General features: G+C 34.9%; 21 protein-coding genes. All 21 read left to right on the top strand.

Features of this window, described 5'->3' with window-relative positions:
* Positions 1-14: 14 nt before the first annotated feature.
* A complete protein-coding gene (locus tag FcAc13_RS05100; protein ID WP_187755133.1) occupies positions 15-263 on the top strand; it encodes a hypothetical protein in 249 nt (82 codons plus the stop codon).
* A complete protein-coding gene (locus FcAc13_RS05095) occupies positions 264-791 on the top strand; it encodes a DNA N-6-adenine-methyltransferase (protein ID WP_187755132.1) in 528 nt (175 codons plus the stop codon).
* A complete protein-coding gene (locus FcAc13_RS05090) occupies positions 784-1,020 on the top strand; it encodes a hypothetical protein (protein ID WP_187755131.1) in 237 nt (78 codons plus the stop codon). The genes FcAc13_RS05095 and FcAc13_RS05090 overlap by 8 nt, the downstream gene beginning before the upstream one ends.
* Complete coding sequence (locus FcAc13_RS05085) at positions 1,004-1,276, top strand: hypothetical protein (protein ID WP_187755130.1); 273 nt, start codon at positions 1,004-1,006, stop codon at positions 1,274-1,276. Before FcAc13_RS05090 ends, FcAc13_RS05085 begins: the two co-directional genes overlap by 17 nt.
* Positions 1,266-1,784, top strand: a complete 519-nt coding sequence (locus tag FcAc13_RS05080; protein ID WP_187755129.1) for a hypothetical protein — start codon at positions 1,266-1,268, stop codon at positions 1,782-1,784. The genes FcAc13_RS05085 and FcAc13_RS05080 overlap by 11 nt, the downstream gene beginning before the upstream one ends.
* A 2-nt stretch (positions 1,785-1,786) precedes the next feature.
* Positions 1,787-2,077: a hypothetical protein gene (locus tag FcAc13_RS05075; RefSeq protein WP_187755128.1), complete on the top strand. Its 291-nt coding sequence runs from the start codon at positions 1,787-1,789 to the stop codon at positions 2,075-2,077.
* Positions 2,067-2,375 carry a hypothetical protein gene (locus FcAc13_RS05070; RefSeq protein ID WP_187755127.1) on the top strand — a complete coding sequence of 103 codons (309 nt, stop codon included), beginning with the start codon at positions 2,067-2,069 and terminating at the stop codon, positions 2,373-2,375. Before FcAc13_RS05075 ends, FcAc13_RS05070 begins: the two co-directional genes overlap by 11 nt.
* A 43-nt stretch (positions 2,376-2,418) precedes the next feature.
* Positions 2,419-2,874: a single-stranded DNA-binding protein gene (ssb, locus tag FcAc13_RS05065; RefSeq protein ID WP_187755126.1), complete on the top strand. Its 456-nt coding sequence runs from the start codon at positions 2,419-2,421 to the stop codon at positions 2,872-2,874.
* Positions 2,875-2,933: 59 nt separating this feature from the next.
* Complete coding sequence (locus tag FcAc13_RS05060; RefSeq protein ID WP_187755125.1) at positions 2,934-4,562, top strand: DUF4942 domain-containing protein; 1,629 nt, start codon at positions 2,934-2,936, stop codon at positions 4,560-4,562.
* Between the two features lie 27 nt (positions 4,563-4,589).
* Positions 4,590-5,054, top strand: a complete 465-nt coding sequence (locus tag FcAc13_RS05055) for a hypothetical protein (protein ID WP_187755124.1) — start codon at positions 4,590-4,592, stop codon at positions 5,052-5,054.
* Positions 5,041-5,982 carry a hypothetical protein gene (locus tag FcAc13_RS05050; protein WP_187755123.1) on the top strand — a complete coding sequence of 314 codons (942 nt, stop codon included), beginning with the start codon at positions 5,041-5,043 and terminating at the stop codon, positions 5,980-5,982. Before FcAc13_RS05055 ends, FcAc13_RS05050 begins: the two co-directional genes overlap by 14 nt.
* Position 5,983: 1 nt before the next feature.
* Positions 5,984-6,508, top strand: a complete 525-nt coding sequence (cas6e, locus tag FcAc13_RS05045) for a type I-E CRISPR-associated protein Cas6/Cse3/CasE (RefSeq protein ID WP_187755122.1) — start codon at positions 5,984-5,986, stop codon at positions 6,506-6,508.
* A gap of 9 nt (positions 6,509-6,517) precedes the next feature.
* Positions 6,518-7,174, top strand: coding sequence for a hypothetical protein (locus FcAc13_RS05040; protein ID WP_187755121.1), 657 nt, complete (start codon positions 6,518-6,520; stop codon positions 7,172-7,174).
* On the top strand, positions 7,167-7,850 hold the full coding sequence (locus FcAc13_RS05035; protein WP_187755120.1) for a phosphoadenosine phosphosulfate reductase domain-containing protein: 684 nt from the start codon (positions 7,167-7,169) through the stop codon (positions 7,848-7,850). The genes FcAc13_RS05040 and FcAc13_RS05035 overlap by 8 nt, the downstream gene beginning before the upstream one ends.
* Positions 7,843-8,580, top strand: coding sequence for a hypothetical protein (locus tag FcAc13_RS05030; protein ID WP_187755119.1), 738 nt, complete (start codon positions 7,843-7,845; stop codon positions 8,578-8,580). Before FcAc13_RS05035 ends, FcAc13_RS05030 begins: the two co-directional genes overlap by 8 nt.
* Positions 8,581-8,730: 150 nt before the next feature.
* Positions 8,731-8,925, top strand: a complete 195-nt coding sequence (locus FcAc13_RS05025) for a hypothetical protein (protein ID WP_187755118.1) — start codon at positions 8,731-8,733, stop codon at positions 8,923-8,925.
* A 213-nt stretch (positions 8,926-9,138) separates the two neighbouring features.
* Positions 9,139-9,315 carry a Lar family restriction alleviation protein gene (locus FcAc13_RS05020; protein WP_187755117.1) on the top strand — a complete coding sequence of 59 codons (177 nt, stop codon included), beginning with the start codon at positions 9,139-9,141 and terminating at the stop codon, positions 9,313-9,315.
* Positions 9,316-9,324: 9 nt separating this feature from the next.
* Positions 9,325-9,699 (top strand): hypothetical protein, encoded by a 375-nt coding sequence (locus FcAc13_RS05015; protein WP_187755116.1) that lies wholly within the window; start codon positions 9,325-9,327, stop codon positions 9,697-9,699.
* A gap of 19 nt (positions 9,700-9,718) precedes the next feature.
* Entirely contained in the window at positions 9,719-9,964 is a 246-nt protein-coding gene (locus FcAc13_RS05010) for a hypothetical protein (RefSeq protein WP_187755115.1), read from the top strand.
* Between the two features lie 18 nt (positions 9,965-9,982).
* Entirely contained in the window at positions 9,983-10,594 is a 612-nt protein-coding gene (locus FcAc13_RS05005; RefSeq protein ID WP_187755114.1) for an MT-A70 family methyltransferase, read from the top strand.
* 218 nt (positions 10,595-10,812) lie between these two features.
* Positions 10,813-11,859, top strand: a complete 1,047-nt coding sequence (locus tag FcAc13_RS05000) for a tyrosine-type recombinase/integrase (protein ID WP_187755113.1) — start codon at positions 10,813-10,815, stop codon at positions 11,857-11,859.
* Positions 11,860-11,883: the final 24 nt, after the last annotated feature.

Raw genomic sequence — 11,883 nt, 5'->3', positions numbered from 1 at the left:
GAGAAGTCAATACAATGTGTAAAAAAATAACAAACGAAGTAAATAAACTCTGTGATGTCGTGTTACCACCTCCAAAGTTCAATCAATTTGACCCCGTTTTATATAACGGAATCAGAACTGAAATTGCTGATAGCGCCAATTATTATGCGTTCAATGATGATGGTGTGATGTGTCCATGGTATTACGTACCCACACTATTAGATGATTTTATTTGTATTGAACTGGTTCCGGAAACTGATTTAACTAATTTTACAGGCAACTAAATGGCAATATTAAACAAATCACAAACAGAGAAGCAGAACAAAGATTATTGGCGAACAAGTCCAGAACTTATTAATGATGCATTAGGATTACTTGGCGTTACGAGTTTTGATACAGATGTCTGCTGTTCTGTTGAAAGTATCAAAATTAATAAATCGTTTGCTTATATATCTGAAACTCAAAATGCGCTCAATAATGAGTGGTTTACATTGCAAAATAGCGCTCCCTCTTTTTGTAATCCTCCCTTTTCTCAAAAATGGGATTTTTTTAAGAAAGCGGTTGAACAATCTAAAAAATGGGGGAAATCAGTATTGATGGTTCTTCCCTACACCCCTGCAACCAAGCAATGGCATGAAAATGTACACGGTCAAGACTGCATTATTTATGTTCCTGATGGACGCTATCAGTATTTATTGCCGAGCGGTGAAAAGTCTGTAAATAACTGTAATTTTGATACATGCTTGATTCTGATTGTTCCGTTCAAATGTGGAAATGTAATTGTTAATTATAAGCGAGGTTTAAATGAGTGAAACAGTATATGACGTTGATTTGCCGATACCAAAATTTGGTTTATTCGACCCTGTCTTATATAACGGTATGAGAACAGAAATCGCAAATGATTGTATTTATCATGCATACAATAAATTAGATGTTATGTGCCCGTGGTATTACGTTCCAGTTCTCATGGGCGATTTTATTAGCATTCAACTGGTGCCAGAAACTGATTTAATGGAGGTGGGTAATGTGGGTAATGATTGATTGGCATAAATATCCTGATGAAAAACCCTGTGACAGTTGGAAATTTAATGATGTTATTGTTGTAATAGAGAATATATATGATGACTGTCCAAGTATACAGGCTTGTTGTTACGATGAACGTGAAGATAAATTTTTTACGGAAAGTGCTATTTGTCCTCGTTGTAATATGAGTACTAAACATTACATTAACGGGAAAGTATTATACTGGATATTTGTGTGTGAATTAGAAACACCAGAGGATGTGAATGATGACTAAATTAAATTGGCGTAAATTTCCAGATGAAGTGCCAGAAAAAGAAAACGGCATTGCTCAAAAACTGTGTATCGTACGTATTCGTTTTTTAAATGGGCGTGAAGAATTGTGTGAAGCAACAGTATATGACTGGTACGACGAACACGCAGAATTCGACGAGTGGATAGATGATTATGTTGGTAAATGGTCTAAGCATGATAACGATGAAGTAACACACTGGATTTATGCAGATGAGCTACCGCTACCGGAGGAAATGATTATGAAATATTTTAGTTATGACCCGTCGGATGAGGACGGATTGGAGTTACATAATACAGCAGACGAGGCTAAATTGAGGGCGCAATCATGTATTTCTGAAATGCTCGATTGTGACGGACGTTGGGAGGAGCGAGTTGATTTAGTTTGCTGGGGCGAGGTCAAGGAAATTACGACTAAAACAAACGTTCGCCCTGACCCTTCTGGTGAATATGATTATTTATGTGATTATAAACTAAAGCCGATTAAAGAGTGATTATGATTACACATGAAGAACGGGAAAAGTTGAAAGTTGGGGATGTGGTCTATACCGTAGATGATACGGTAATGTGTGCGAGATGTGTAATGAGTGGAGAGGTGATAGATAACGAAACTGTAGATTTTACCTTTTTTACTCGTAGTCTTTATAATAAGCGGATGTTCATTAAAAAAATTGATGCATATAGAACTGCTAGAAAAATGATGTCAGATGATATTAACTATCTGAATGAAGAAATAGAGTTTATTGATGTATTAATTAAACAACTGGAGCAAGAAAATGGGAACTAAACAAATTAGCGACTTTGAAAAAGAAATTTTAAACAAAATTGATAATAACGAGCAGTTAACCGAGGATGAGGTCGAGGAGCTGTTATATAGCGATAACATAATTGATTCTGTGCATATGGATACATACGACTGGACTGAAATGGTGCAATCCATAGTTCAACTAGGAGGGCGCACATTTGGTATTTATTGGCAGAGGGGGTTGACAGAATCTCAGGATAGTTTGTTCGCTCCTCAAATCCCTGTTGAGGTCAAGCAGGTTAAAAAAATGATTGAAACAACCGAATGGGTGAGGCTGTGATATGAAAATAGAAATAAAACGACTGGAAAAACAGGAGTAAAAAATGGCAAGCCGTGGAATAAATAAAGTCATATTAGTTGGTAATTTAGGGCAAGATCCAGAAGTTCGTTATATGCCAAATGGTAGCGCTGTTGCAAATTTCAGCGTTGCAACTTCAGAATCATGGAAAGATAAACAAACTGGTGAAACCCGTGATCGTACAGAATGGCATCGTGTCGTTGTTTTTGGTAAGTTAGCTGAAATTGCAGGTGAATATGTTAAAAAAGGAACGCAAGTATATCTTGAGGGACAGTTACAGACCCGTAAATGGCAAGATCAAGCAGGCATTGACCGTTACACAACGGAGGTTGTAATTAATCCAATCGGGGGAACATTACAAATCTTAGGTTCTCGTAGTGATGATTCAAACCAACAGCAATCGCAACAACCAATTAATCGCCCTGTTCCGCAACCACAAAACGAGCCACCGATGGACTTTGACGACAATATTCCCTTTTAAAATTAATTAGTTACAAACAAAGCCGCTCATGTAGCGGTTTTTTAATTGTGAGTTATATTATGAAGCATCTACCAAATAATGATAATCAGTTCTACCCTACCCCTCGGTCTCTAGCGTTTAAATGTTTCGATTTGCTAGAAGATCAATACCATGGAGATAGTTTTATTCTCGATCCTAGCGCAGGAAAAGGGGATTTTTTCAAGCACCTAATTGCGTATTATGAACAAAAATATAGATTGTATGATCGCATTAGATTGAAAAATCTGAATGCAATAGAAATTGATTCCAATCTGAGAAAAATATTAACTAGCGAAGATATAAAAGTTATTGGTGATGATTTCTTACAGTTTGATTCGATAGAAACATATGATTTAATTTTGATGAACCCACCGTTCAAAGATGGTGATAAACATTTATTGAGGGCTATTAACTTTGTTATTAATGGCGAAATAATCTGCATACTAAACGCAGAAACAATTAAAAACCCGTACACTAACACAAGAAAAGAGCTGATTAATCGACTCGCAGAATTAAATGCCGACATAAAATATGAGGAAAATGCGTTTGAATCAGAAGATACCGAACGGCATACCGATGTCGAAGTCGCAATAATTCATATTAAGTTAGTTCAGGATTTTAATAGTATTTTTGATGAGAACTATGAAAAAACCAATCTAGATATTGATTTAAATGATGGTACTGAGGTTAAAAATAACAAAGAAAAGCTATCCATTAGTGAATTAATTTATGAATATCAAGACTATCAAAAAAGAATCGCTGATACATGTACGGCAATGTTTAAAGCATCATACGGTTGTCGAAATTTCTTTAATATCGCAATACTAGACCCATTCCAAAAATATCCAAATGAGCCAAAAATTTATGATATGCATAATATTGAAAATGCCATCCGAGACGCTAATGCTAAATTAAAAAAACAATATTGGCGAATTGTATTAGATAGACCCGAATTTAAATCAAAATTAACAACTGATGAGGTTAGAACATTTGATAACCTAATCAGTCGATTTTCTGATATGGAGTTTAGCCAGAACAACATTAATGTGTTATACGAATATCTACTAGAGAACGGCAATAATCTATTTAAAAATGCTATTTATAATCTATTTGATGAAATAACGAGCAAACTCAGTTGGTATCCAGAAACAGGTAAAAACATTTATTTATACAACGGTTGGAAATCTAATAACGGTTACAAAATAAACAAAAAATTCATTTTGATTTTTCGGAACGCCTATTCTGGCAAATGTTTTAGTTATGACTGGGAAACAAAAACACGGCTAGAGGATATAGAAAAAGTTTTTACATATTTTAATAACGGAATAACTCCAGAAATATCTCTCAGTCAATCATATATTGATTGGTTTGAAAATCGACGCCCTAATAACTATTTTGAAAACTCACTGTTTAAAGTTCGAGTCTATCAGAAGGGCACATTGCATTTTTATGTAAAAGACGAGGCATTGCTCAGACGTTTTAACGTATATGTCGGTCGTGAGCGGACATGGTTACCGCCAGACTATGCAATGAAAACTTATAACGAGTGCAATACTGAGGAAAAACGTGTTATTGACGAGTTCGAGGGCGAGAAACAATACACATCTAACCTAAATGATCCGCTATTAACAAATCTGAATAAATCGTTACTAATGATTGAAGCTGCATAATGCAGTTTTTTATTACAGGAGAATAAAATGATTAATAATTTTGATACAGATGACAATAACGCAGCGTTTTCCGCGTTATTGGTTTATGTAATTTATAGGAGTAGAAACATTCAAAGGTTTAAAGTTAGCACTGACATGTGGGATCGTATAACCAGGTTTGTGCAATCATCAGCAAAGAGAAGCAAAACCATTCCGGATTTCATATCCAAATTTACAAAAAAAATGGATTGCGATGCAATCAATCCTCGTTGGATGTCATTAGCACTTAATAACCAACGTTTACTTCAAGTAGGAGATTGCTTTATAGAGAGCAGTGGTGAATCAATGCGTCATTTCATGACTAACGAAATTGAAAAGTTTAAATCTAGTGAAATCATTAATTTATTTAAAAATAATACTCAATGGATAATTCTTCTTGTGCGCGACAGGTTGGAGCGCGAGAAAGTTATTGAAGGAAAATTAGTAGCGGAGGCAGAAAGTGAACAATTATAGAATTACCGGAATTTTTACAACCAGATCGCCACTTTCTCATATTTCAGAAAGTATTAGCACTAATAGCTATCTTTCACAAGACGCAATATTGCAGCCCGACGGAACAATCGAGGAGGTTTTCTCTTATTCAGGAAATGCATGGCGCGGACAGTTAAGAGATTTATGCGCGACTTATCTTTTAAAGAAACTCGGCGTTTCTGTTAGCCTTGATTTTTTCCATTTACTTTATAGCGGTGGGAAAATTGGTGGTGAGCAAACAATTAACATTGCGAAAGCGAAAGAAATTAGAGAATCTGTACCTTCATTTTCTTTATTTGGTGGAGGCATAGGCAGCCAAATTATTTCAGGAAAAATAAAGGTAGGATCCTCCTACCCTGTCTGCGTCGAAGCGTTACCGGTTTTGCCTGAATCCGCTCATTCATTAGCTAAAAAAATTACATATAGTGATTTAACAACAGAAAAAAACTTCACGAGGATGGATGACAGCAAAAAACTTGAGTTAATTCATAACATCAAGGTCGATGACTTACATTTATTAAGCGAGGAAGAGCGCAAAAAGAAAAAAGATGTTGCAACCCAAATGATAATGACATCTGAATTAATAGTTTCAGGTGTTAGCTTGATGCATCAAATTGACTTAATGAGTGTTACTGATATCGAACTAGGTGCCCTGTTTGCAGCCTTTCAAATGTTTTCTGAATTGCCATATATCGGAGGGCAATCAAATAAAGGTCATGGACTTGTCGATTATGAGTGTTACATCGTTAATACTCAAACGAATGAAAACCATGATGTTATTCGAATAAATTCATCTTCAACCGAGCTATCAGCATTCGCTGAAGAAAAAATTGCCTCATATCAAAAGCATTTATTAGAAATTAAAGCAAATATAAAAACTTCAAAAATCGGTGAAATTATGGGGGTTTAAGATGTTTTTAACAAAAATAAAGATGGTTGAAGGCACAGATGATTATCACGCCCATCAAGTGTTGTGGACATTATTTGAAAACGAGCAGCAGCGCCCGTTTTGTTTTAGTTCAGTAAATAATGTTGTTCATATGCTATCAACAGTAAAACCGAATTTTAAGACAACCGAAATTAAATTGTTAAATAACAGTACATTAATTTTTAAAGTTATCGCCTGCCCACCCAAACGCAGATTTAGAACAAGAACAATAAAATCTCAAGATTATAGCGCTTCACATTTAAAAGAGTGGTTTTCGCGAGTGTTCGAAGATATAGCAAAAATAAACTATGTTGAATACACAACACTTAAGCCAAAATCATTGCAGAAGAAAAATGGAGAAAAAATGAGGTGGAGCCAGTACCTCTTTTTTGGCTCATTAACAATACTTGATGCTGAGCGATTTGAAAACAAAATAGCTAGGGGATTTGGTCAAGGAGCAGGATTTGGGTTGAGCATGATGAATCTTGTAGATATCACAGACATATAAGGTATACATATGAAACATTTAAGAATTACTGCATTTTTAACACAAGGCTTTTCTGCTGCTTATGAATGGGCATTATCAATAGACGGAATCGTCGGATATGCAAAAAAAATGAATGAACTTGGGTTTGACGATTTCGTTTATTCACAATCATCAAATAATATGAAACCTTTAGATGATCTGCCATTTCAAAAAGAACACTTTTTAGATATGTGGTGGTACAAGTGTTCTATGCCTATTTTTAAAATAGAATCAACGCAAGATAAACATTTATTTCGCCGATTTAATACGTTTGAGGCGGAAACAATGCTTCAAAACGTAAAGAAAGTTGAAACAACAAAAGGAGCATATCGCAATGCGATGATTTCTAAAACCTTTTTTATAACTAAAAAGGTAGATTGGTTCGTTATTGGGGATAAAGAAGAAATTGAAAAATATTTAAAAATGATAACCCACATCGGTGGGGCACGTCGGGCAGGGTTTGGGGCAGTCAGTAAATGGGAAGTTGTCGAGGTAGAAGAAAACAGTAAGCCACGGCTATACCGCCCTTTGCCGATTGAGTTTGCAGAAAGAAATAACGTTACAGGGTTGTATGTTAATTGGGCTATCAGACCGCCTGCAACAATTTCAGTAAATAAATTTGATTGTGTGATACCAAGAAATGATTGATATTGAATGTGCTAAAATCAGGGCTAAAATGCCGTCTTTCAAGCGAAAACTGCAAGTAGCTAAAGAGATAATTAAAAATGGTTTATCGCTCTGTGATAAACCTATTGTTTCATGTTCTTTTGGTAAAGATAGTGCGGTTTTATTACATCTTGTTATGCAAGAGAAGCCAGACATTGAAGCGAGATTTATATCGTGGGATGAAACAAACTTAATACATAACTTTAATGATGTGATCGCCGAATGGGAAAAGTTAAATGCAAACATTAAAATAATCAATCTCAGCAGATTAACGCTGGATGAAAAAGTAAAGGATCGGTTTGATAAATTAACTCATGAAGCAAATGGATCCTTTGTCGGATTGCGTATAGATGAATCTAAGGGACGTAGAATAACGCTATTAAAAGACGGTGTTATTTATAAAAATAAACAAGGTTTTTATCGTATCTGCCCTCTTGCTTATTTTAGTACCGAAGACATTGCAGCATACATATATTTACATAAATTACCAACACTCCAAATCTACAAAATCGAAGGTTTTCAAGAGCGCACAACAAGCAGAATACCGCGCGCAAATTTTGGCATAAGGCAAGAGATGCTTCAACGTTTGAAAAAAAGAGATCTGCAAGCTTTTCAGAAGTTGCAGGAAATTTATCCGGAGGTGAGCGAGTATGTCTAATACACAAACAATATGGTATAACATGTTAAAAATGAATGACTTTATACCGCCAAAAAAAAATAAACACAATGATGAGCATTGCTGGTTGTGTAGCGGCAAGTTAAATGAAAATTCATGGTCAATAAAAGATGCAATAACTTCATCATTTACTGATGTAAGTTTAGCAAAAAACAACACGTCAAATTCTGTATGTTGCGCTTGCGTTGGTCTGATGAAAAAGGAAGCATGGGTCGAAGCTTGTGAAAAGCATGGTAATAGCCCATATTTCCCGATAAAAGAAGGTAAAGAGCCATACTTAGCTAATTGGGTTTTCTTTAGTCACATATTTAATGATAATAAATGGATTATGCCGACCAGAGCTGAACTTGAACAGTGTTTACTTAACCCTCCGCAGCCCCCTTTTTCAATTATTATAACGGAAACAGGAAAAAAACATTTAATATTCAAGGCAAATATATCATTATCAAAAGACAATTTTTTTGTCCAACTTGAAGAGCAATCAATCAATGTATATCTAGATGACTTTAAAAAACTACACTCAACAGTAAAAGAAGCGTACAACTTAGGTTTAAGTAAAGAAAGCATTTTAACTGGTAATTATAACTATTCCACAGTTTTAAAAATCGGTTTAAAAAAATGGCAAAATATTGAATGTGAATTAAAAAAAGCGCGCAACACAGATAAAAAATTGTTGACGTTATCTTGTTTTGTTGTGCAGAAAGAAACTTAATTACTTTATTTTTGAATCAAAACACTTGTAATAAAAATCCACATTAAACCTTTTAATAACTGACTGAACAACCACCCTATTCTATTAATTTAACTTCAATTCTCACGCTGATTATTTAGTGTTCGATAACTATTATCAAAGGAAATGATTATGAAGCTAAACAAAACACATTGTCATCTAAAAGATTTATATGACAAAGAAACGGAATATATTTGTGAAATATGTAATCAAGTTTCGTTAACGGTTGAACTACGAACTGACCCTTACGCGCACGAACTCCACTATGACAATACCCTATATTTTATGTGTGATGACTGCGCATATAACAGCTCACAAGATATCTAATAACTATTGGTGAAAATATATCAAAACTAACTAAGGTGCGAAACAACGGATGGCTACATGATAGTGGCATTTATGTAGCTAAATTTAATTTTGGTTATCTTGTTTATAAAAGTATACAGGACTATCAAACGCCATGCGCTGATTACGTTTCATTTCAAACAATGAAAGAAGTTAAGGCTCATATCGGTAAAGTGCTATCTAAAGGAAATGATTATGACTAAACAATTAAAACCCTGCCCATTTTGCGGTAGTAAAGATTTATCTGTTAAATGTATCGACCACAACTGCTATGCAGTGGAATGTAACAATTGCGGAGCAATGGGTCGATTTAGAGAAACTAAAGCTGATGCACAATCAGCTTGGAACTCAAGAATTAATGAATCAAATTGAGGACCAAAAATGACTAACTACACTAAAGAACAGCAAAAAATGATTGCTGAATTTATTGAAACCGAAATCTTGCCAATGCGGAGCATGGTTAATCAGTCGTTAGCGTTTTCAAAACAGGACGAATGGGTTAACGTCAAGGACATTAATGAAAAACTAAAAAATCTTAAATTCATAAGGTTTGCTGAAATTAAAAATCAGGTAGGAACAAGGTTTTTGCAACAATTTTATGATGATGAATATGTTATAGCACGCAATCAAACGACAATGGAAAACATCGTAATCAATATCAACAAATCATTAGCGTTTAGTGTAGATGCTGTCAGCGATGATACGTTCGTAGAGGTGATCAATGAAACCACGTCAAATAATGTCGGGGACAGGTGAAAGTAGGGGTACGGTTTAAATGAAAAAGAAATTTAAACAACGCAAGCAACACTATTTCTTATTTGCATATAAATTTCAATGCACAAATGGTAAAGATGGGTATGGGTGTAAAACCATATCAAAAAATAATATAAATGTAACACAAACAACCTTTAATTGTATTTGGGAATTATTAAAGAAAGATGTTGATGATGTTGAAAATATGATTATAACTTCAGTTAATTATCTTGGTTATATGACTGAAAAAGAATTTAACGATAATTGATCAATATAGGGTTAGCATATGAAAAAATACAATCTAATTTACGCCGATCCGCCGTGGCAATATTCGAATCAATCAACAAGAGCTGCCACAAAAAATCACTACCCCACTATGACATTCCAAGAACTTAAATCACTAAACATAAAATCAATAGCAGATAATAACAGCATATTAATTATGTGGTATACGTCTGCATTTGCAAGGCAAGCTGATGCGCTAGCCACTCATTGGGGTTTTGAGGTTAAAACTATGAAATTGTTTACATGGGTGAAATTAAATAAAAATTATCATCAAAACATAACTAAACAACTAAAAAAACACAGTTGTATGAATTCTGAGGATGTCTTTAATTTAATTAATGATCAATTGAGATTTGGATTAGGTAATTATACTCGTGCAAATAGTGAGGATTGTTTGATAGCTGTTAGAGGTAAAGGCATTCAACGAATTAATAAATCAGTTAGCCAGATAATTTTAGCCCCGATTGGGGCGCATAGCGCAAAACCTCAGGAGGCACGAGACCGAATAGTTCAATTATACGGAAATGTACCGAGGGTTGAATTGTTTGCCCGTCAGAACGTAAACGGTTGGGATGCGTGGGGTAATGAATGCATAAATGATATTGAGTTGTGAGGTGTAATTATGGAGATTATCACACTAAAGGAAGCGTCAAGAATATCCAAACTATCATATACATACCTCTATGAGAGAAAGCTCGAATACGGTTTTTCATGTCAATCTAAATCAGAAAATAGAGCTGGTAAATGGTTAGCCGATAAAAAAGAATTTGAAGAAAAGTTCAAAGCAAATCATAATGCGAATCGGCTAACCTCTGAAAAAGGAGGTAAAAAATGTCAATCAAGAAACGCGGTGAATTCTGGCACATTGATATCCAAGCGCCAGATGGATCGAGAGTTAGGCGCTCTACTGGTACGACAGACAAAAGGCAAGCGTTAGAATACCATGACAGGCTAAAAGCTGAATTATGGGAAATGACAAAGCTCAACAAAAAGCCTAAAAGACTTTTTGAAGAAGCAATTATATTAATGCTAAAAGATGCTGAACACCAAGCGAGATTTGACTATAAACAAGCACACGCAGAATACTTTTTAAGAATCTTTTCGGGTAGAGACTTGTCAAGTATTACTGGCGAAGAACTAACGAATAGTATACCAAATTTTCACGCAGACACTAAGAAGCAAATAGCAAACGGTACTAAAAATCGTTACCGTTCAACTATTTTAAGGGCTTTTAGTTTAGCATATAAAATGAATTGGATTGATGCTGTTCCTTATATTCCTCGTTATAGTGAGCCTAAAGTTCGTGTTAGATGGATAACGAAAGAAAAAGCAAATTTATTGATTCACAATTTACGGTTGCAATGGATGAAAGATGTTTGTTTTTTTGCGTTATCTACAGGTGCTCGTATGAGTGAGATATTTACGCTGACATGGCATAATGTTGATTTTGTTAATCGTGTGGCTACCGTGACAAATGAAAATGCAAAATCGGGGAAAGCCAGAGCTTTATTACTAAATAATGATGCTATCGAATTAATAAGAAAGCTAAGACTTAGAAATAATTGTGAATATGTTTTTACTCGCTCAACTAATCGACGTGTTTATGATATTGATCGAAGAGACTTTAAGCAAGCATGTGAGCAATCTGGAATTGATAATTTTCATTTCCATGACTTGCGTCATACTTGGGCAAGTTGGCATGTACAAGCCGGCACACCACTCTATACGCTCAAAAATCTTGGCGGATGGGAAACGTTAGAGATGGTCAACAAGTACGCTCATTTAAACGCTGATCATATGCTCGAATTTGCAAATAACGTCACATTTACGGCACAAAGGTCAATCGGCAACACTGAAATAAATGTAAGTAATGGTTAAATGGTTATATAAATCAAGGTGTTT

It is taken from the genome of Frischella japonica, assembly GCF_014489845.1.
Taxonomy (GTDB): domain Bacteria; phylum Pseudomonadota; class Gammaproteobacteria; order Enterobacterales; family Orbaceae; genus Frischella; species Frischella japonica.
This window is presented reverse-complemented; position numbering and strand designations above follow the sequence as displayed.

Coding starts and splice junctions, on each gene's coding strand:
- FcAc13_RS05090 (WP_187755131.1), top strand. CDS start 784: ATGAGTGAAACAGTATATGACGTTGATTTGCCGATACCAAAATTTGGT.
- FcAc13_RS05085 (WP_187755130.1), top strand. CDS start 1,004: ATGTGGGTAATGATTGATTGGCATAAATATCCTGATGAAAAACCCTGT.
- FcAc13_RS05080 (WP_187755129.1), top strand. CDS start 1,266: ATGATGACTAAATTAAATTGGCGTAAATTTCCAGATGAAGTGCCAGAA.
- FcAc13_RS05010 (WP_187755115.1), top strand. CDS start 9,719: ATGAAAAAGAAATTTAAACAACGCAAGCAACACTATTTCTTATTTGCA.
- FcAc13_RS05035 (WP_187755120.1), top strand. CDS start 7,167: ATGATTGATATTGAATGTGCTAAAATCAGGGCTAAAATGCCGTCTTTC.
- FcAc13_RS05000 (WP_187755113.1), top strand. CDS start 10,813: ATGTCAATCAAGAAACGCGGTGAATTCTGGCACATTGATATCCAAGCG.
- FcAc13_RS05015 (WP_187755116.1), top strand. CDS start 9,325: ATGACTAACTACACTAAAGAACAGCAAAAAATGATTGCTGAATTTATT.
- FcAc13_RS05060 (WP_187755125.1), top strand. CDS start 2,934: ATGAAGCATCTACCAAATAATGATAATCAGTTCTACCCTACCCCTCGG.
- FcAc13_RS05005 (WP_187755114.1), top strand. CDS start 9,983: ATGAAAAAATACAATCTAATTTACGCCGATCCGCCGTGGCAATATTCG.
- ssb (WP_187755126.1), top strand. CDS start 2,419: ATGGCAAGCCGTGGAATAAATAAAGTCATATTAGTTGGTAATTTAGGG.
- FcAc13_RS05040 (WP_187755121.1), top strand. CDS start 6,518: ATGAAACATTTAAGAATTACTGCATTTTTAACACAAGGCTTTTCTGCT.
- FcAc13_RS05095 (WP_187755132.1), top strand. CDS start 264: ATGGCAATATTAAACAAATCACAAACAGAGAAGCAGAACAAAGATTAT.
- FcAc13_RS05030 (WP_187755119.1), top strand. CDS start 7,843: ATGTCTAATACACAAACAATATGGTATAACATGTTAAAAATGAATGAC.
- FcAc13_RS05075 (WP_187755128.1), top strand. CDS start 1,787: ATGATTACACATGAAGAACGGGAAAAGTTGAAAGTTGGGGATGTGGTC.
- FcAc13_RS05055 (WP_187755124.1), top strand. CDS start 4,590: ATGATTAATAATTTTGATACAGATGACAATAACGCAGCGTTTTCCGCG.
- FcAc13_RS05100 (WP_187755133.1), top strand. CDS start 15: ATGTGTAAAAAAATAACAAACGAAGTAAATAAACTCTGTGATGTCGTG.
- FcAc13_RS05020 (WP_187755117.1), top strand. CDS start 9,139: ATGACTAAACAATTAAAACCCTGCCCATTTTGCGGTAGTAAAGATTTA.
- FcAc13_RS05070 (WP_187755127.1), top strand. CDS start 2,067: ATGGGAACTAAACAAATTAGCGACTTTGAAAAAGAAATTTTAAACAAA.
- FcAc13_RS05025 (WP_187755118.1), top strand. CDS start 8,731: ATGAAGCTAAACAAAACACATTGTCATCTAAAAGATTTATATGACAAA.
- cas6e (WP_187755122.1), top strand. CDS start 5,984: ATGTTTTTAACAAAAATAAAGATGGTTGAAGGCACAGATGATTATCAC.